Source organism: Pinisolibacter sp., assembly GCF_036782435.1.
GTDB lineage: Bacteria > Pseudomonadota > Alphaproteobacteria > Rhizobiales > Ancalomicrobiaceae > CALBKH01.
In genome coordinates this window covers 12,115-29,834 of the sequence record NZ_DAIPZB010000031.1, presented here as the reverse complement: position 1 = coordinate 29,834, position 17,720 = coordinate 12,115, and the positions used below count along the sequence as shown (strand labels likewise).

Below are 17,720 nucleotides of genomic sequence, written 5' to 3'. Positions count from 1 at the left end.
CCCCTCGTGTCGCCACGACACGATCCGGCAGGCGGAGCCCGCTCCACCGCGAAGATCGACGCCGTACCCCGCCCGGCGGTGCGACGATTTCGCGGGACGGATCGATCCTTAGCGCGCAGCGATGAACGGCGGCCTAACGCGTCACGGCACCACTCGGCCGGCGCGGCGCGACACGGTCTCGCCGTCGCGCAGGATCAGCGTCTCGCCGGGGACGAGGTCGCGCCATTCCTCGTCGCGGGTGAGGGGGCGGGTGGCGACCACGGTGACGACGTCGTTCGGGGTCGTCTCGGCGGCGAAGTCGACCTGGAGGTCGTCGTCGATCAGCGTCGCCTTGCCGAAGGGGGCGCGGCGGGTGATCACCGCGAGGCGCTTGCCGCAGTGGGCGTAGAGGGTACGGCCGTCGCTGAGCAGGCAGTTGAAGACGCCGAGCTCGGCGAGGCGGGCGAAGAGTTCGGGCAGCGCCGCGTCGAGCCGGGCGGGCGAGGGCAGGCACGGGAAGCGCGTTTCGAGGTCGCCGAGGATGCGGCAGAAGGCGTGCTCGCTGTCGGTGGCGCCGATCGGGCGGAAGCGGCCGAGGGGTAGGCGTTTGATGCCCTTCAGCTGACCGTTGTGGGCGAAGCTCCACGGCCGCCCCCACAGTTCGCGGGTGAAGGGGTGGGTGTTCTCCAGCGCCACCCGCCCGCGGTTGGCGCGGCGCACGTGGGCGACGACGACGCGGCTGCGGATCGGATAGGCGCGCAGCAGGCGGGCGATGTCGGACTTCGCCGAGGGCTCGGGATCGTGGAAGGAGCGGCAGCCGCGGTCCTCATAGAAGGTGATGCCCCAGCCGTCGCCGTGCGGACCGGTCTCGCCGCCGCGTCGCGCCAAGCCGGCGAAGGAGAAGCGGATGTCGGTGGGCACGTTGGCGCTCATGCCGAGGAGTTCGCACATGTCGGTCGAGGTCCGGGCGGTGAAACAATTCCGTCGCGGCGCAACGAGCTGCTGCGCCGCGCTTCAGTCAACTCGATCGAGGGCGGTCGGGACCAGCACCGAATTGCCGATTTTCACCGGCGAAGCGAAAAATCGCCCTCGGGACCTCCCGGTATCCGCTCTCGGCTCGGCGCGGGAGCGCGTCAGAGCCCTTCGACGCCGACCAGCCGCGCCGAACTGCAGGCGTCGCGGACGGCCTTCAGGCCCTGGTAGACCGGGCCGTGATAGAAGCCCTCCCAGGCGGCGAGCGTCGGGAATTCGAGCAGCACGATGCGCCGCGGTTCCCAATCGCCTTCGTAGACGCGGTGTTCGCCGCCGCGGGCGAGATATTTCGCGCCGGCCGCCTCCAGCGCCGGTTTCACACCGATCATGAATTCCTGATAGCGTGCCGGATCGTCGATCCGGACGTCGAAGATGACGTAGGCGCTCATCGGTCCCCCCTCACGAGCGCCGTCGGCGGGTCCGTCCCCGACCGACGGTGAACCCGACGGTAGTGAAGGGGCAGAGCTGCGACAAGGCCGTCCGCGTCGGTGTTTCGTCGTACTAGTATGCCGCCGCCGGAATCGACGTGACGGCTGGGAAGATGCGGAGAAACGGCGTGAGCACGATGTACGATCTCGCGGTGATCGGCGGTGGCATCAACGGCTGCGGCATCGCCCGCGACGCGGCCGGGCGCGGGCTGAAGGTTCACCTCAGCGAGATGAACGATCTCGCCTCGGGCACCTCGTCGTGGTCGACGAAGCTGATCCACGGGGGCCTACGCTACCTCGAGCACTACGAGTTCCGCCTCGTGCGCGAGAGCCTCGTCGAGCGCGAGATCGTCTGGCGCATGGCGCCGCACATCGTCGAGCCGCTGCGCTTCGTGCTGCCGCATCATCGCGGTCTGCGTCCCGCCTGGCTCCTGCGTCTCGGCCTCTTCCTCTACGACCACATCGGCGGACGGAAGCTCCTGCCGCCCACCCGCACCCTCGATCTGAGGCACGACGCCGCCGGTGGCCCGCTGAAGCCGGGCATGTTCAAGCGCGGCTTCGAATATTCCGACGCCCGTGTCGACGACGCCCGGCTCGTGGTTCTGACCGCCCGCGACGCCGCCGAGAGGGGGGCGACCATCGCCACACGGACGAAGGTGGTGGCGGCGGAGCGAGGAGCCGACCACTGGCGGGTGACGCTCGAAATGGCCGACGGGTCGCGCGAGGAGATCGCGGCGCGCATCCTGGTCAATGCCGCGGGTCCGTGGGTCGCGGACGTCGTCGGTCAGGTGCTCGGGTCGACGACGCCGGCGCGGGTGCGGCTGGTCAAGGGCTCGCACATCGTGGTGAAGCGGCTCTTCGATCACGACCGCGCCTACATCTTCCAGAACGCCGACGGGCGGGTGATCTTCGCCATCCCCTATCAGGGCGACTTCACGCTGATCGGCACCACCGACGTCGACTACCGCGGCGATCCGGCGGCGGTCGCGTGTTCGCAGGAGGAGATCGGCTATCTGATCCGGGCCGCGAGCGAGTATTTCGCGCGGACGATCCTGCACGAGGAGGTGGTGTGGACCTTCGCCGGCGTGCGGCCGCTCTACGACGACGGCGCCAGCGAGGCCAAGGCGGCGACGCGCGACTACGTCCTCGATCTCGATGCGACCGAGGGACGGGCGCCGGTGCTGTCGATCTACGGCGGCAAGCTCACCACCTATCGGATGTTGGCCGAGGCGGTGCTGAAGAAGCTCGGTCCGCTGTTGCCGGCGGGGACCGCAGCGATGGCCGGGTGGACGGCTCACGCGCCGCTGCCCGGCGGCGACTTCCCCGTCGAGGGTCGCGAAGCGCTGATCGCCGAGATGACGCGAGAGTATGCGTTCCTCGCACCGGATCTCGTCCGCCGGCTGGTGTGCGCCTACGGGACGCGGGCACGGCGGATCATCGGCGAGACGAAGACCGCGGCCGGATTGGGGCGCGACTTCGGCGCCGGCCTCACCGAGCGCGAGGTGTGCCACCTCATGGGCGAGGAATGGGCGGTGACGGCGGAGGACGTCGTGTGGCGGCGTTCGAAGCTCGGATTGCGGCTGAGCGAGGAGGCGATCGCCGAGATCGACGCGTTCATGGCCGAAGTGCGGGCGGCGTGAGGCGGCGTCGGCGGAGATCGAAACAGCGGACATGGAACGTATCGTCCACTCCTCCGAGAAGGGCATGCGGCTCGACCGCTTCCTGCGCATCCATGCGCCGCGGGCGCCGACGGCGGCCGTCCTGTTGAAACAGGGTCGGCTCACCGTCGATGGGCGCAAGGCGCGGGCGAGCGATGTTCTCGCCGCGGGGCAGGTGGTGCGGCTCGCCGAACCGGCGAAGCGGGCGGTGGTGGAGGCGGGACAGGCGGCCGGCCCGAGCCCGGTGGAGCGCGATCTCCTCGCCCGGATCACGCTCTTCGAGGACGATGATCTGATCGTCTTCGACAAGCCGTCGGGTCTCGCCGTGCACCGGGGGACGCGCACGACGGAGGATCTCGATTCGATCCTGGCGAAGCTGGTCGACGCCGAGGGCGAGCGGCCGCGGCTCGTCCACCGGCTCGACAAGGACACGTCCGGCCTGTTGGTGGCGGCGAAACACGGCCGCCTCGCCGAGAGCCTCGGCCGCGCCTTCGCCTCGCGGGCGGTGGAGAAGACCTATCTGGCGGTGGTGGAGGGCGTGCCCGAGCCACCGACGGGACGGATCGCGACGCCACTCGAGAAGGTCGCGACCGCCAAGGGTGGGCGCATGGTCGCCGCCGCGCCGGACGACCCGCGAGGACTTTCCGCGGCGACCGGCTGGGAGGTGGTCGAGACGGCGGCGGACGGGCGCTCGAGCCTCGTCGCCTTCCATCCGGAGAGCGGTCGGCAGCACCAGTTGCGCATCCATGCGAAGCTTCTCGGCCACCCGATCCTCGGCGATCGGCTCTACGGTGACGGCCGCACCGCGCCGCGGCTGATGCTGCACGCCCATCGGCTGGTGCTGCCGGATGGGCGCGGCGGGAAACGCGAGTTCGTCGCGCCGACGCCGGAAGGGTTCGCGCGGGGCGGGTGAAACCCCACGGCTGTCCGGTCCCGCGGCTGAAGGAATGCGCCAACCTTCTGATGAAACAAATGATCGAGGTGCTTTTCGGCGCCCCGGACACGGCTCGGAATCCTTCTCCCGCAAGGGGAGAAGGAAAGGCGCGCGTCGGCGCGCAAGACGAAACGGACAGCCGCGATGCGTTCCCCGGCATTCTTGCTCGCCCGCACAGGGCGCGGGACCCTCGTTCTTCCCGCGATCCTCCTCGCGGCCGGGCTTTCCGGTTGCCTTCGGCCCTTGCGTGGGCTCTGCTCACGCCATGGTCCTGGGTCTCAGCCACATCACCTTCGTCGTCCGCGATCTCGAGTCCGTGGAGGAGATCCTGACCACCGTGCTCGGCGCGCGGCGGGTCTACGACAGCGGCGCGAACACCTTCTCGCTGTCGCCGGAACGCTTCTTCCTGGTCGGCGGTGAGCCCGGCGACGCGGATGCGCCGGCGCCGATCTGGATCGCCATCATGCAGGGCGAGCGTCCGACGACGCGCAGCTACGACCACGTCGCCCTCCGCATCGCCGAGGCGGACCACGATCGCTCGCTCGCCGCGGTTCGCTCGCTCGGCCTCGACCTGCGCGAGGGGCGGCCACGGGTTCCCGGCGAGGGCCGCTCGATCTATTTCCACGACCACGACGGCCATCTCTTCGAACTGCACACCGGCACGCTCGGCGAACGGCTCGCCCGCTATGCCGCGGAGCCACCGAGCGCTTGACCGGGGTCCGTGGACGGCGTCTCATCGATCGAACCGAGACCGAGACACCATGGCGCCGAGCGACCGACCCGAGCCCCCCACGGATGCCGACGCCGCGCCGGCCGAGGCGATCCGCGTCGTCATCGCCGAGGATCAGCAACTGATCCGCCGCGCCTTCGCCACCATGTTCCAGATGGAGCCGGACATCGAGGTGGTGGGTCAGGCCGCCGACGGTGTCGAGGCGATCGATCTCGTCCGCCGCTACCGCCCCGACATCGTGCTGATGGACATCCAGATGCCGCGCCTCGGCGGCATCGCCGCCACCCGTCGCATCGTCGCCGAACATCCGGGTAGCCAGGTGGTGGCGCTCTCCACCTTCGACACCGACGATCTGGTGTTCGAGGCGATCTCCGCCGGGGCACAGGCCTATCTGTTGAAGGACACCTCCGAGAACGAGATCCTCGACACCATCCGCGCGGTGAAGCGGGGCGAATCGCGCCTGTCGCCGCTCGTCGCGCGGAAAGTCTTCGAGGAGTTCCGCCGCGCCCGGCCGCAGGTGCCGGTGGCGGGGGAGGGGGAGGCGGCCGACGAGCCGCTCACCGAACGCGAGGAGGAGATCCTCGCCCTCGTCGCCAAGGGCCGCTCGAACCGCGAGATCGCCGATGCTGTCCACCTCGCCGAGGGCACGGTGAAGAACTACGTCAGCCGCATCATGGAGAAGCTGCACGTCCAGACCCGCACCGAACTGGCGGTGAAGGCGCTGGGCCGGCCGCGGCGGTGAGAGGATTTCGGGCGACGGGACGAGTTTTCCCCCTCGGAACGACGGAACGCGACGGTTTCATCGGTCTTTTCGGAATTTCAATCGATTGTATAAAGTGACTTTCGTCATGTCGGAACATGACGAGCGCCCCGTGCGGCGTGCCCGGGCATGTCGGACATTGTTCGGCAACGAATGCGGAGACGCCGAAGACGGCGCCCGCGCGGCACATCGGAAAACGATGGCCGGGGTTCAGGGAGAGAACGACATGCGGCGCTCGATCGCCACCGTCTCGCTGTCGGGCACGCTGCCGGAAAAGCTCGAGGCGATCTCCATCGCCCGCTTCGACGGCGTCGAGATCTTCGAGAACGATCTGACCTTCTTCCCCGGCAATCCCCGGCAGGTGGCGGCGATGGCGGCCGACCTCGGCCTCGCCATCGAGCTGTTCCAACCTTTTCGCGATCTCGAAGGCGTCGACGACGCCACCTTCGCCCGCAATCTCGATCGGGCCGAACGCAAGTTCGACCTGATGGGCGATCTCGGTGCGCCCTTGATGCTGGTGTGCTCCAACGTCTCGCCCGACGCCATCGACGACGACGAACGCGCCGCGGCGCAGCTCCGGGCGCTGGCCGAGCGGGCGGCGAAGCGCGGCCTCAAGATCGGCTTCGAGGCGCTGTCCTGGGGCACCCGGATCAAGACCTTCGATCACGCTTGGCGGTTGGTCGAAAAGGCCGATCATCCCCACCTCGGCCTCATCGTCGACAGCTTCCACACCCTGGCGCTGCCCGACGACCGGAGCGGCCTGTCCGAGGTGCCGGGCGAACGCATCTTCTTCGTCCAGCTCGCCGACGCGCCGCGTCTCGGCATGTCGGCGCTGACCCTGTCGCGCCATTTCCGCTGCCTGCCGGGGCAGGGCGAGTTCGACGTGCCGGCCTTCCTGCGTGCGGTGATCGCCGCCGGCTACGCCGGGCCGATCAGCCTCGAGATCTTCAACGACGAACTGCGCCGCGCTGCGCCGCGCACCACCGCCCGCGACGCCATGCGCTCGCTGCTGTGGCTGGAGGAGAAGACCCGCGGTCTGCTCGCGGCGGACGCCGCCGCCGCGCCGGCCGGCGAGAAGAAGCGCATCCGCCGCCGGGTCGAACTCTTCGATCCGCCGCCGGCCGCCGATCTCGACGGCTTCGCCTTCGTAGAATTCGCCGTCGATCACGGTGCGCGCGCCGAACTCGAGGCGTGGCTGGCGCCCTTCGGCTTCGCCAAGCTCGGCCGCCATCGCTCCAAGGACGTCGATCTCTGGGGGCAGGGCGACATCCGCTTCGTCATCAACTCCGAGCGCGACAGCGTCGCTCAGGCCTACTACCTGATGCACGGCCCGTCGGTCTGCGCGCTGGCGCTCGAGACCGACGATCCGCACGCCGCACTGGCCCGCGCCGAGAGCTACGGCGCCGCTCGTTTCGAGGGCCGCATCGGTGCCGGTGAGATGACCATCCCGGCGATCCGCAACCACGACGGCAGCCTCGTCTATTTCACCGGCCGCGACGCCGGCGGCGGCTACGCCTTCGAGAGCGACTTCGTCCTCGAGGGCATCCCGCATCGGTCCCCCGTCGGGCTCGGCCGCATCGACCATGTCGCCGAGGCGCTGCCGGAGGACGATCTCGACAGCTGGGTGCTGTTCCATCGGGCCGTTCTCGGGCTGGAACCGGAGACCACCTGGCTGCTGCCGGACCCCTACGGTCTGGTGCGCTCGCGCGCCGTCTCCGATGCGTCGCGTCGCATCCGTATGCCGCTCAACATCTCGGAAGGTCGGCGCACCGCCACGGCGCGGTCGGTCTCGACCTATTCCGGTGCCGGCGTCCACCACATCGCCTTCGAGACCGCCGACATCTGGGCGGCGGCGCGGGCGCTGAAGGCGGCGGGTGCGCCGATCCTGTCGATCGCGCCCAACTATTACGCCGACGTCGCCGCCCGCTTCGGCCTCGACGACGCGCTGGTCGACGAGATGCAGCACCTCGGCATCCTCTACGATCGCACCGGCGAGGCGGAGTTCTTCCACCTCTACGGCACGCCGTTCCAGGACCGCTTCTTCTTCGAAGTGGTGAGCCGCAAGGGTGGCTACGATCTCTACGGCGCCGCCAACGCGCCCGCCCGCATGGCCGCACTCGCCGAGCTGCGCCGGCGCGGCGACATCGTCGAATATCTGTGAGGGCGGCTCGAGGGTCGACTTCACGCCATCGATCTCGACCCCGCCCGGGCCGGGATCCACACGAGAGACGGTCCAACGAACCGTCCGTCACCGGGAGGAAACCGAAATGAAAATCACCTTCGCCGCGGCTCTCTTCGCCACCGTCGCCTTCGTCGTCCCGGCCGCGGCCGAGGACAGCGTCAAGCTGATCGACGTCATCGAGCTCTCCGGCGCGGGCGCCACCGCCGGCACCAACTGGAAGAACGGCGTCGACCTCGCCGTCGCCGAGATCAACGCCAAGGGCGGCATCCTCGGCAAGAAGATCGACATCGCCCACTACGACACCCAGACCAACCCGGGCAACACCCGCGCCGCCGTGCAGCGCGCCATCGACGAGGGCACCTACGTCGTCCTCGGACCGGTGTTCTCCGGCCCGATCGGCGCCTCGATGCAGATCGCCCAGAAGGCCGGTGTGCCGCAGTTCGTCGGCGGCGAGGCGGCCTCACTGACCAAGCAGGGCAACCCCTATCTCTTCCGCTCGTCGCTCAATCAGGCCGACGCGATGCCCAAGCTCGCCAACTGGTTCCGCGACGACCTCAAGGCCAAGTCGGTGGCGATCGTCTGGGTCAACAACGACTTCGGCAAGGGCGGCCGCGACGCGATGATCCCCGAGCTGCAGAAGCGCGGCATCGCGGTGGCCGCCGACATCGCCACCGAATCCGGTCAGGCCGATTTCGCCGCCGACGCCATCAAGGTGAAGGGCTCGAACGCCGACGCGGTGTTCGTCTATCTCAACGAAGAAGAGAGCGCCCGCTTCCTGCGCGCCGCCAAGCAGCAGGGCATCGACAAGCCGCTGGTCGGCGAGACCACACTGCTCGGCGCCAAGGTGATCGAACTGGCCGGCGACGCCGCCAACGGCGTCAAGGGTCACGTCGGTCTGTCGGTCGATGCGCCGATCCCCGGCTTCAAGACCTTCTCCGACGCCTTTCAGGCCAAGTACAACTACAAGTCCGACCACAACGGCATCAAAGGCTACACCTCGGTGTGGGCGATCAAGACCGCCACCGAGAAGAACGGCTCCTTCGACCGTGAAGCCCTGATGAAGACCATGCACGGCTTCCGGATCTCGCCGAAGGATGTCCCCGGCATCCTCATCGAGACCAAGTGGAACGACGTCGGCGACGTCGACCGCGAGAGCTTCCTCGCCGAGGTCAAGGACGGCCGCCAAGTGATCACCAAGGTCCTGCCGATGATCAACCCCTGATCCGGCTCCGTGACCGGCATCCGCCGAACTCCCACGACGAATGCCGCACCTGACGGCGCGGGGGGGACATCGTCCTCCCGCCCGTCTCTTCCGAAGAGCGGATGTCCACCGCGACGCCCGACCGGTGGATGCGGCGGCATTTCCCGAACGGCGAGGGACGCGGCGCGGCCGGGCCACCGAACCCCGAGGTTCCCCGATGGATCAGTTCCTCCAGCTGCTGGTCGCCGGTCTCGCCACGGGCGCGATCTACGCGCTCGCGGCGATCGGCTTCACCCTGGTCTGGCAGACCTCGCAGACGATCAACTTCGCCCAAGGCGAGTTCGTCATGCTGCCGGCGATCCTGGCGCTCGCCGCCCGCGATCTGCTGCATCTGCCGTTCTGGGCGGCGGCGATGCTGGCGACGGCCGTGTTCCTCCTGCTCTTCGGCGTCGGCTTCAAGCGTTTCCTGGTCGACCCGATGCTGAAGCACGGGGTGCTGCCGCTCGCCATCGCCACCATGGCGCTGTCGATCCTGATGAAGGAAGGGGCGAAGGACGGCTACTCCGCGCAGGCGGCGCAGTTCCCGTCGATGGTGCCGGAGGGCACGTTCTCGCTCCTCGGCGCGGCGGTGTCGCTCCGCGACGTCGCCGTCTTCGTCGTGGCGATCGCCGCGATCGTGGCGCTGCAGCTCTTCGTCACCCGCACCCGGCTCGGCCGCACCATGCAAGCGACGGCGCAGAACCCGACGGTCGCCCGCATCCTCGGCGTCCGCGTCGAGCGGATGATCCTGTTGACCTTCCTGATCAACGCCGGGCTGGCGGTGTTCGCCTCGTACCTGATCTCGCCGATCTATCTGGCCAAGTTCTCCAACGGCGAGGTCATCGGCCTCTCCGCCTTCATCGCGGCGATCGTCGGCGGCTTCAATCAGGTGCGCGGCGCGCTCGCCGGCGGGTTCATCGTCGGCCTCGTCGACAATCTCGCCGCGGCCTACGTCTCGTCGGGCTACCGCACCGCCGTGCCGCTCGGCCTCCTCGTCGTCTTCATCCTGTTCAAGCCCGAGGGTCTTCTCGGCCGTCGCGAGGAGCGCACCGTATGATCCGCCGCCTCGACCCGAATCTCGTGGTGATCGCGATCGCCGCGCCGCTCCTGTGGTTCATCCCGGTCGGCTTCAAGGCCTACGGCCTCTACGTCGTGTCGCTGTGGCTGGTGATGGCGATCGCCGCCATGGGGCTGAACCTCACCCTCGGCTACGCCGGCCTGAAATCGCTCGCCCAGGCGGCCTTCGTCGGCATCGGCGCCTACACGACGGCGATCCTCACCAAGAACCACGGCGTGGCGTGGCCGGTCGCCTTTCTCGTCTCGGGGGCGCTGTCCTTCGGCGTCGGCGTCGTCCTCGGCTTTCCGGCGCTCAGGGTCAAGTTCCACCATCTCGCCTTCGTGACGCTGGCCTTCGCCATGTTCGTCTTCCTCGTCGCCCGCAACGAGGAATGGCTGACCGGCGGCGTCTACGGCTTCTCCAACATCCCGCGACCGGTGATCTTCGGGCTCGACCTGTCGCGCGCCCTGCCGTTCTACCGCTTCGTGCTGGTGGTGACGGTGGGGCTGTCGCTGGCCATGTGGTGGCTGTTGCGGTCGCCCTGGGGCCGCGCCTTCCAGGCGCTGCGCGAGAACTGGATGCGGGCGGCTTCGCTCGGCGTCGACATCCGCACCTACACGCTCCTCGCCTTCGCCATCGGTTCCGCCTGGGGCGGTTTCGCCGGGGCGCTCTATGCGCCGCTGGTCGAGTTCATCGATCCGGCGCCCTTCGCCATCTCCGCCTCCTTCGTCATGCTGCTGACGGTGGTGGTCGGCGGTTCGGGCTTCTTCCTCGGCCCGTTCGTCGGCGCTTTCCTCTCCTTCGTGCTGCCGGAACTCTTGCGCGCCACCGGCGGCTGGTACCTGCTGGTCTACGCCTCGGTGGTGCTGATCCTCTTGGTGTTCAGCCCGACCGGGATCCTCGGCCTCGTCGAGCGCGCTCGCGAACACGTGGCTCAACGCCGTGCTGCCGAGATGCGCGCCGCCGCCCGTCCGATGCTGGAGGGGAGTGAGGCCCGATGACCCGCGTTCTCGAAGTGAAGGGCATGCGGAAGTACTTCGGCGGCATCCGCGCCGTCGACGGTGTCGACTTCCACGTGAACAAGGGCGAGATCCTCGGCATCATCGGCCCCAACGGTTGCGGCAAGTCGACCCTGTTCAACTGCATCCTCGGCCAGCTCACGCCGACCGACGGCGAGGTGCTCTTGGAGGGGCGGCCGGTCACCGGCCTCTACCCGTCCGAGCTCGCCAAGCTCGGCGTCAGCCGCACCTTTCAGCTCCTCCAGGTCTTCCCGACCCTGTCGGTGCGCGAGAACCTCATCCTCGCCGGCCAGGAGCACCGGGGCACCAAGCTCTCCCGCCTCTTCGGCCGCGGCGATGCCGGGCTCACCGATGCGGCGAATCGGATGATCGCCTTCTTCGAGCTCGATCATCTCGCCGATCAGAAGGCCGGCGGCCTCTCCTACGGCCAGCAGAAGCTGCTCGACGCGGCGATGGCCTTCATGGCCGGGCCGAAGCTGGTGCTGCTCGACGAGCCGGCCGGCGGCGTCAACCCGACCATGCTGGCGGCGCTGAAGGAGCGGCTGGAGGCGATCAACCGCGAGCAGGGGGCGACCTTCGTCGTCATCGAACACAACATGGACTTCGTCATGAGCCTGTGCTCGCGCGTCGTCGTCATGGCCGAGGGCCGGGTGTTGGCGCAGGGAACACCGGCCGAAGTCCGTGCCGATCCGGCCGTCGTCGAAGCCTATCTGGGACACTGAGCCATGAGCGAAGAACCGATCCTGAGGGTCGAAGGTCTCGTCGCCGGCTACGGCAAGATGACCATCCTCAACGGCACCACCTTCGAAGTTCCGAAGGGCTCGATCACCACCGTGATCGGCCCGAACGGCGCGGGAAAGTCCACCGTCTTCAAGACGTTGTTCGGGCTTCTTCGCGCGCGGGAGGGGCGCGTCGCGTACGCCGGGCGCGACGTCACCAACCTCGAACCGCGCGCCCTGCTGGAGGCGGGGATCTGTTACGTGCCGCAGGGCCGCAACATCTTCCCGGAGCTGTCGGTGTTCCACAACATCGAGCTCGGCGGCATCGCCGCCGGGCGCGGCCTCACCGACATGCCGGCCCGGATCGACAAGGCGCTCGACCGCTTCCCGGCGCTGCGCGAGAAGCGCGACGTCCAGGCCGGGACGCTGTCGGGGGGACAACAGAAGCAGCTCGAGATCGCCCGCGGCCTGCTGCTCGACCCGAAGCTGATCCTCATCGACGAGCCGTCGATCGGCCTGTCGCCGCTGCTCGTCGAGGAGACCTTCCGCTTCCTCATCGAACAGCGCGACCAGGGCGTCTCGATCCTGATGATCGAGCAGAACGCCCGTTCGGCGCTGGCGATGTCCGATTGGGGACTGGTGCTCGAGCTCGGCCGGACGCGTATGTTCGACCGGGCCGACAAGATCCTGAACGACCCGCGCGTCGGCCAGCTCTTCCTCGGCGGTTCGCTCGCCGAGGCGGCGGCGTGACGACGACGAGCGACGTTCGGCAGGCGGGAGGGAGCGATCGATCGATGAACACCAGCGGATCCACCGAACCCGTCCGCATCCTCCTCGTCGGCGCCGGGCTGATCGGCCGCGTCCATGCGGCGCGTCTCGCCGCCGATCCCATGTGTCGGCTCGTCGGCATCGTCGATCCGGCCGTCGCCGGGGCGACCGTCGCCGCCGAATACGGCGCACCGCATTTCGCCGATCTCGAACGGGCGATCACCGACACCCGGCCGGAAGGGGTGATCCTCGCCACGCCCAATCAGCTGCACGAGGAGGGCACCCTCGCGGTCCTCGCTCATCGCCTGCCGCTGCTGGTCGAGAAGCCGGTGGCCGGCGATCTCGCCGCCGCCCGGCGGATGATCGCAGCGGCCCGGGACGTCGGGGTGCCGGTGCTCGTCGGCCATCACCGCCGCCACGGCTCGATCGTGCGCGGCGCGCAGGAGATCGTGGCGCGCGGCGACATCGGCACGCCGGTGGCGGTCTCCGGGCTCACCCTGTTCCTCAAACCCGACGACTATTTCGATGTCGCCTGGCGTCGTCGTGCCGGCGCCGGACCGATCCTGATCAACCTCGTCCACGATGTCGATCTGATCCGCGCCATCGTCGGCGAGATCACGCATGTCCAGGCGATCACCTCGAACGTCCGTCGCGGCTTCGAGGTCGAGGACACCGCCGCGGTGCTGGTTCGCTTCGCCGGCGGGGCACTCGGCACCTTCCTCCTCTCCGACACCGCCGCGGCGCCGTGGAGTTGGGAGATGACAGCGGGCGAGGCGCCGGTCTATCCGCGGCAGAGCGAGCACTGTTTCCACATCGCCGGCACCCGCGGGGCGCTGTCGCTGCCCGACCTGACGCTGTGGCGCTACGGCACGAAGGCGGGATGGTGGGAGCCGCTCGAGCGCTCGTCGCTCGCCCCCGAGCCGGTCGACCCGCTCGTCGAGCAGGTCGCCCATTTCCGCCGGGTGATCCGAGACGGCGAGACGCCGCGTTGCAGCCTCGTCGACGGCGCCCGCACCCTGGCGGTGATCGAGGCGATTGCGCGGGCGGCGCGCGACGGCGGCAGCGTCGAAGTCGAGGCGGTCGACTGATCGCGGCGTCGCGGGCGGGGACACCCCGCGGGGTCAGCCGCCGCCCTTCTGGAAGACCTTGTGGAACCGCGTCAGGAAGGCATCGGCCGCCGGGCGTTCGAAGCCTTCGAGGCGGATCTCGGCGTCGCAGATGGGGAAGCGCATCAGGGCGATGCGGCGCTCGCGTTCGGGACCCAGCGTGATCCGCCATGCCCTCCCGTCGGCGAGACGCGCCGCGGCGAAGCGCTCGCCGCGTTCCATCTCCGCCCCGCCGTCGAGATGCACCGCCAGCCGGTGCAGTTCGGCCGGCGTCAACGCCATCTCGTAGGTCACGACGAAGACCCCCGGTTCCGGGGAGGGAACCAGGGGCCAGTTGCCTTGCGGGGGATTGATGCGATCAGCCACCGGCGATCGGCGGCCAGATCGCCAGAACATCGCCGTCGACGAGGGCCTGCGTATCACGGGCCTCCGGAGGGACGAAGACACCGTTGAGGATGACGAGGGCGCAGAGCGCCACCGGCAGGTCGAGGGCGGCGATGATGGCACCCGGCGTGGTGGCGTCGGGTACCGACAGTCGGATCTCGTTGCGGCTCGCACCCTCGGGCAGGAAGCGCTCGAGCAGGGCGAAGAGCTTGAACGTGATCGTCACGGTCCGACCGGTCTCCGGCACCAACCCCCTCATCGGAAGAGAATGGATCATCGGGTCCTCCTCGGCCCCCCTTCGACCAGCCGTCCGGCGAGTTTCCCCGCCGTCGTCTTGTGATCTGGCGCGACGATGCGACGGATCAAGGGGTGATCTAGGTATTTTCTCGCATGTTTCTCGGCTTCGGGATTCGGCGGGTCCTTCGCGACGCCGAACCCCCTCGTCGAAGCCGCCCACCGTCGGGCGAGGCGGCATCGCTGCACCGCCGAAGAGGCTCGAACGGATCGTTCGAACCTCGGATCAGGCCGCCGACTGCCCGCAGGCGAGGTAGGCGTCCATGAACTTGTTCGGGTCGGTCATCAGGCGCGCCTTCCACTCCGCCGTCAACTTGACGCCGGTCTGGATGAGGCCGCGCAGGGCGCCGATGTGGTGGGTGCGGCCGACCACGGTGGCGCCGATCACTCGATCGCCCATGAACTCCAGCCGGATGTAGCGGAATTCGTCGGCGTCGACCTCCTCGACGTGCTCGCCGCCTTCCGCGCCCCACCACTGGCCGTAGGAGGTGGAGATCAGACCGAAGGTCTCGAGCACGTTCATCCTGAGGCCGCCGCGGGTGAGGGCAGCGCCGCCGGCCATGTTGGCGCCGGCGACCAGCGCCTGATCGGCGGCGTTGGGCTGGATGGCGTTGACCATGAACTCACCGGTGGAGAGATCGACCGACTCGGTGCAGTCGCCGGCGGCGTAGATGTCGGGGACCGTGGTCTGCATGCGGGCGTCGACGACGATGCCGCCGAGCTTGCCGATCTCGACGCCGGAGCCCTTCAGGTAGTCGATGGTCGGCACCACGCCGGTGGCGCAGATGACGAAGTCGAAGTCGCGCGACGCGCCGTCGCCGAAGGTGACGGTGAGACCGCCACTCGCCTTCGCCGCGACCGAGGCGACGCGGGTCGAACAGAGGATCTCGACGCCGGCCTTCTCGCTCCAGCCCTGGATGAGCCGGCTCGCCTCGGGCGTCATCATCCGCGGCACGACGCGGTCGCCCATCTCGACGACGGTGAGCTTGCCGCCGGTCTTGTTCACCGTGGTGGCGATCGCCTCCATGATGATCATGCCGATGAAGCCGGCGCCCATCTGCAGCACCTTGGCGCCGGGGCGCAGGCGGTCCTGGATCTTGCGGGCGTCGTCGAGCGTCCAACAGGAGACGACGTCGGGAAGGTCCATACCCGGGATCGGCGGGCGGACGGGGTGCGAGCCGGTGGCGATCAGCAGCCGGTCGTAGGGGAGGGCGTCGCCGTTCGACAGCGACACCCGACCCGCCGCCGCGTCGATCGAGGTGGCGCGCGCTTCGACGAGGGAGATGCCGGTCCGTTCCCAATGGTGCGGATCGTGGCGCAGCAGCGTGCCGCTCTCGGCGATCTTGCCCTCCAGCAGGTAGGGGATCGCCATGCGCGAATAGGGCCGCTCGTGTTCGTCGCCGACGATGACGATCTCGTCGGTCGGGTTCTTCTTGCGGATGGTTTCGGCGGCGACGACACCGGTCGGACCGTTGCCGATGATGACGTGTCTCATGAGGCGCTCCCGCAGGTCCGGTCTCGGACGAAGAGAGCCGCGCGGAGGTCTCGCCCCGCGCGGCCCGCGATGATGGGGCGTGGTCAGAGCCCGAGGCGCACGCGCGTCTCGTTGGTCGGCACGCCATCCTGCGTCCAGCCGCGCAGCTGGTAGTATTCCGGCAGCATCTTGTCGAGGCCGTTGACCAGACCCTTGGCCGGGCCGGTCTTGGCCGGTTCGGTCAGGAGGCGCTTGGGCAGGCTGTCGTCCTTCGAAGTGAAGCCGGCGGCGTTGTTGAACATGCGCTCCATGTTCCAGATGCGTTCGCCGACCTTCTCCAGGTTCTCCAGGCTCCAGTCGCCTTCACAGGCGGCCTGCAGCTGCGGTGCGACGTCCGCCAGCGTCCAGGCGAAGGAGGTGAAGATGCAGATGCCGGCCGAGTCGAAGGCGGCGGTGGCATCCTGGAAGGCCTTGACGAGGCCCGCCTTGCCTTCGGTCGCCAACGGGTCGGTCTTGATCGGGATGCCCAGCACTTCCGAGGCCACGGTGTAGCTGCGCAGGTGGCAGGCGCCGCGGTTGGAGGTGGCGTAGGTCAGGCCCATGCCCTGGATGCCGCGGCTGTCGTAGGCCGGGAATTCCTGGCCCTTGACCGACATCGACAGGTCCGGATGGCCGTACTTCTCGCAGAGCCGCTTCGAACCCATGGCGACTTCGCGGCCGAAGCCCTCGCCGAGCGCCACCTTCTCCGCCAGGAACGTCAGCGCCCGGGCCGAGCCGAACGGCGCCTCGATGCCGATCTGCTCCTTGGTGAGGACGCCCATCTGATAGAGCTCCATCACCGCGCCGACGGTGGCGCCGAAGGAGATCGGATCGAAGCCGTCCTCGTTGCAGATGAAGTTGGCGTAGGTCAGCGCCTCGAGGTCGTCGACGCCGTTGGCGGCGCCCAGCGCCCAGGCCGCTTCGTATTCGAGGCCGCCGGAGGCGCCCCAGTACTGCGGCTTGGTGACGACGGTGTAGTGCGTCTTGTCGAGCTGGGAGATGCGGCCGCAGGCGATGGTGCAGCCGAAGCAGGCCTGGTTGGTGACCAGATTGGCCTTGCCGTCGGTCGGACGCTTCTCGGCCATGGCTTCTGCCGAGATGTCCCGCGCGCCTTCGAACTGGATGTCGCGATGGTTGCGGGTCGGCAGCGCGCCGATCTCGTTGATGACGTTCATCAGCACCTGGGTGCCGTAGGCCGGCAGGCCCTGGCCGGTGACCGCGTTGTCGGCGAGCACCTTCTTGCCCGCCTTGGTGGCCTCCATGAAGGCCTTCGGGTCACGGATGGTGGCGACGCCCTTGGTGCCGCGCACCGCGATCGCCTTGAGGTTCTTCGAGGCCATCACGGTGCCGACGCCGGAGCGGCCGGCGGCGCGGTGCAGGTCGTTGACCACCGCGGCGTAGAGGCAGCCCTGCTCGGCGGCGCGGCCGCACGAGGAGACGCGCATCAGCGGGTCCTGATGCTTCTTCTTCAGGTGCTCCTCGGTGTGCCACACCGACGTGCCCCAGATCTCCGCGGCGTCGACGAGTTCGGCCGTGTCGTTCTCGATGTGGAGATAGACCGGCTTCGGCGACCTGCCCTCGAGGATGACCATGTCCCAGCCGGCCATCTTCAACTCGGCGCCGAAGTAGCCGCCCGAGTTGGAGCAGGCGATGGCGCCGGTGAGCGGGCCCTTGGTGATGACGGTGTAGCGGCCGCCGGTCGAAGCCATCGTGCCGGTGAGCGGCCCGGTGGCGAAGATCAGCTTGTTGGCGGGCGACAGCGGGTCGACCTTGGCGCCGACCTCCTCGACGAAATACTTCGTCCCGAGTCCGCGGGAGCCGAGATACTCGTGCGCCCAGTCCATGTTGAGGTCTTCGGGGGTGCAGGTGCCGGCGGTCAGGTCGACGCGCAGGATCTTGCGTTGCCAGGACATGTTC

At 68.9% G+C, this 17,720-nt stretch carries 17 protein-coding genes; 11 read left to right on the top strand and 6 right to left on the bottom strand.

From position 1 onward, the window contains the following. Positions 1–141 precede the first annotated feature (141 nt). Positions 142–930, bottom strand: a complete 789-nt coding sequence (locus V7Q42_RS14255; protein WP_333824758.1) for a class II glutamine amidotransferase — start codon at positions 928–930, stop codon at positions 142–144. Positions 931–1,112: 182 nt separating this feature from the next. Continuing rightward, on the bottom strand, positions 1,113–1,400 hold the full coding sequence (locus V7Q42_RS14250; RefSeq protein ID WP_333824757.1) for a DUF1330 domain-containing protein: 288 nt from the start codon (positions 1,398–1,400) through the stop codon (positions 1,113–1,115). Positions 1,401–1,576: 176 nt separating this feature from the next. On the opposite strand from V7Q42_RS14250, the gene glpD reads away from it, so the two are divergent. The 11 genes from glpD (at position 1,577) to V7Q42_RS14195 (ending at position 13,594) form a co-directional block, all read left to right on the top strand. After that, positions 1,577–3,079 carry a glycerol-3-phosphate dehydrogenase gene (glpD, locus tag V7Q42_RS14245; protein WP_333824773.1) on the top strand — a complete coding sequence of 501 codons (1,503 nt, stop codon included), beginning with the start codon at positions 1,577–1,579 and terminating at the stop codon, positions 3,077–3,079. Positions 3,080–3,110: 31 nt separating this feature from the next. Beyond that, on the top strand, positions 3,111–4,010 hold the full coding sequence (locus V7Q42_RS14240; RefSeq protein WP_333824756.1) for an RluA family pseudouridine synthase: 900 nt from the start codon (positions 3,111–3,113) through the stop codon (positions 4,008–4,010). Positions 4,011–4,296: 286 nt separating this feature from the next. Further along, the gene (fosX, locus tag V7Q42_RS14235) at positions 4,297–4,743 is read left to right on the top strand and encodes a FosX/FosE/FosI family fosfomycin resistance hydrolase (protein ID WP_333824755.1); all 447 of its coding nucleotides are present in this window, start codon (positions 4,297–4,299) and stop codon (positions 4,741–4,743) included. Positions 4,744–4,792: 49 nt separating this feature from the next. Further along, positions 4,793–5,503, top strand: a complete 711-nt coding sequence (locus V7Q42_RS14230) for a response regulator transcription factor (RefSeq protein ID WP_333824754.1) — start codon at positions 4,793–4,795, stop codon at positions 5,501–5,503. Between the two features lie 244 nt (positions 5,504–5,747). Beyond that, a complete protein-coding gene (locus tag V7Q42_RS14225) occupies positions 5,748–7,682 on the top strand; it encodes a bifunctional sugar phosphate isomerase/epimerase/4-hydroxyphenylpyruvate dioxygenase family protein (RefSeq protein WP_333824753.1) in 1,935 nt (644 codons plus the stop codon). A gap of 106 nt (positions 7,683–7,788) precedes the next feature. Beyond that, positions 7,789–8,925: an ABC transporter substrate-binding protein gene (locus V7Q42_RS14220; protein ID WP_333824752.1), complete on the top strand. Its 1,137-nt coding sequence runs from the start codon at positions 7,789–7,791 to the stop codon at positions 8,923–8,925. Positions 8,926–9,121: 196 nt separating this feature from the next. Continuing rightward, complete coding sequence (locus tag V7Q42_RS14215; RefSeq protein WP_333824751.1) at positions 9,122–10,000, top strand: branched-chain amino acid ABC transporter permease; 879 nt, start codon at positions 9,122–9,124, stop codon at positions 9,998–10,000. Further along, on the top strand, positions 9,997–11,001 hold the full coding sequence (locus V7Q42_RS14210; RefSeq protein WP_333824750.1) for a branched-chain amino acid ABC transporter permease: 1,005 nt from the start codon (positions 9,997–9,999) through the stop codon (positions 10,999–11,001). Before V7Q42_RS14215 ends, V7Q42_RS14210 begins: the two co-directional genes overlap by 4 nt. After that, positions 10,998–11,741: an ABC transporter ATP-binding protein gene (locus V7Q42_RS14205; protein WP_333824749.1), complete on the top strand. Its 744-nt coding sequence runs from the start codon at positions 10,998–11,000 to the stop codon at positions 11,739–11,741. The genes V7Q42_RS14210 and V7Q42_RS14205 overlap by 4 nt, the downstream gene beginning before the upstream one ends. A 3-nt stretch (positions 11,742–11,744) precedes the next feature. Further along, positions 11,745–12,488, top strand: a complete 744-nt coding sequence (locus V7Q42_RS14200; RefSeq protein ID WP_333824748.1) for an ABC transporter ATP-binding protein — start codon at positions 11,745–11,747, stop codon at positions 12,486–12,488. A 44-nt stretch (positions 12,489–12,532) separates the two neighbouring features. After that, entirely contained in the window at positions 12,533–13,594 is a 1,062-nt protein-coding gene (locus V7Q42_RS14195) for a Gfo/Idh/MocA family protein (RefSeq protein WP_333824747.1), read from the top strand. A 33-nt stretch (positions 13,595–13,627) separates the two neighbouring features. On the opposite strand, the gene V7Q42_RS14190 is transcribed toward V7Q42_RS14195, so the two are convergent. The 4 genes from V7Q42_RS14190 to V7Q42_RS14175 form a co-directional block, all read right to left on the bottom strand. Further along, positions 13,628–13,906, bottom strand: a complete 279-nt coding sequence (locus V7Q42_RS14190; RefSeq protein ID WP_333824746.1) for a hypothetical protein — start codon at positions 13,904–13,906, stop codon at positions 13,628–13,630. A 64-nt stretch (positions 13,907–13,970) separates the two neighbouring features. Then, positions 13,971–14,273 carry a sulfur carrier protein ThiS gene (gene thiS, locus V7Q42_RS14185; protein WP_333824745.1) on the bottom strand — a complete coding sequence of 101 codons (303 nt, stop codon included), beginning with the start codon at positions 14,271–14,273 and terminating at the stop codon, positions 13,971–13,973. A gap of 243 nt (positions 14,274–14,516) precedes the next feature. Then, positions 14,517–15,785: an NAD(P)/FAD-dependent oxidoreductase gene (locus tag V7Q42_RS14180; RefSeq protein ID WP_333824744.1), complete on the bottom strand. Its 1,269-nt coding sequence runs from the start codon at positions 15,783–15,785 to the stop codon at positions 14,517–14,519. Positions 15,786–15,868: 83 nt separating this feature from the next. After that, positions 15,869–17,716, bottom strand: coding sequence for an aldehyde ferredoxin oxidoreductase family protein (locus V7Q42_RS14175; RefSeq protein ID WP_333824743.1), 1,848 nt, complete (start codon positions 17,714–17,716; stop codon positions 15,869–15,871). Positions 17,717–17,720 lie beyond the last annotated feature (4 nt).

Coding starts and splice junctions, on each gene's coding strand:
- V7Q42_RS14255 (WP_333824758.1), bottom strand. CDS start 930: ATGTGCGAACTCCTCGGCATGAGCGCCAACGTGCCCACCGACATCCGC.
- V7Q42_RS14250 (WP_333824757.1), bottom strand. CDS start 1,400: ATGAGCGCCTACGTCATCTTCGACGTCCGGATCGACGATCCGGCACGC.
- glpD (WP_333824773.1), top strand. CDS start 1,577: ATGTACGATCTCGCGGTGATCGGCGGTGGCATCAACGGCTGCGGCATC.
- V7Q42_RS14240 (WP_333824756.1), top strand. CDS start 3,111: ATGGAACGTATCGTCCACTCCTCCGAGAAGGGCATGCGGCTCGACCGC.
- fosX (WP_333824755.1), top strand. CDS start 4,297: ATGGTCCTGGGTCTCAGCCACATCACCTTCGTCGTCCGCGATCTCGAG.
- V7Q42_RS14230 (WP_333824754.1), top strand. CDS start 4,793: ATGGCGCCGAGCGACCGACCCGAGCCCCCCACGGATGCCGACGCCGCG.
- V7Q42_RS14225 (WP_333824753.1), top strand. CDS start 5,748: ATGCGGCGCTCGATCGCCACCGTCTCGCTGTCGGGCACGCTGCCGGAA.
- V7Q42_RS14220 (WP_333824752.1), top strand. CDS start 7,789: ATGAAAATCACCTTCGCCGCGGCTCTCTTCGCCACCGTCGCCTTCGTC.
- V7Q42_RS14215 (WP_333824751.1), top strand. CDS start 9,122: ATGGATCAGTTCCTCCAGCTGCTGGTCGCCGGTCTCGCCACGGGCGCG.
- V7Q42_RS14210 (WP_333824750.1), top strand. CDS start 9,997: ATGATCCGCCGCCTCGACCCGAATCTCGTGGTGATCGCGATCGCCGCG.
- V7Q42_RS14205 (WP_333824749.1), top strand. CDS start 10,998: ATGACCCGCGTTCTCGAAGTGAAGGGCATGCGGAAGTACTTCGGCGGC.
- V7Q42_RS14200 (WP_333824748.1), top strand. CDS start 11,745: ATGAGCGAAGAACCGATCCTGAGGGTCGAAGGTCTCGTCGCCGGCTAC.
- V7Q42_RS14195 (WP_333824747.1), top strand. CDS start 12,533: ATGAACACCAGCGGATCCACCGAACCCGTCCGCATCCTCCTCGTCGGC.
- thiS (WP_333824745.1), bottom strand. CDS start 14,273: ATGATCCATTCTCTTCCGATGAGGGGGTTGGTGCCGGAGACCGGTCGG.
- V7Q42_RS14180 (WP_333824744.1), bottom strand. CDS start 15,785: ATGAGACACGTCATCATCGGCAACGGTCCGACCGGTGTCGTCGCCGCC.
- V7Q42_RS14175 (WP_333824743.1), bottom strand. CDS start 17,716: ATGTCCTGGCAACGCAAGATCCTGCGCGTCGACCTGACCGCCGGCACC.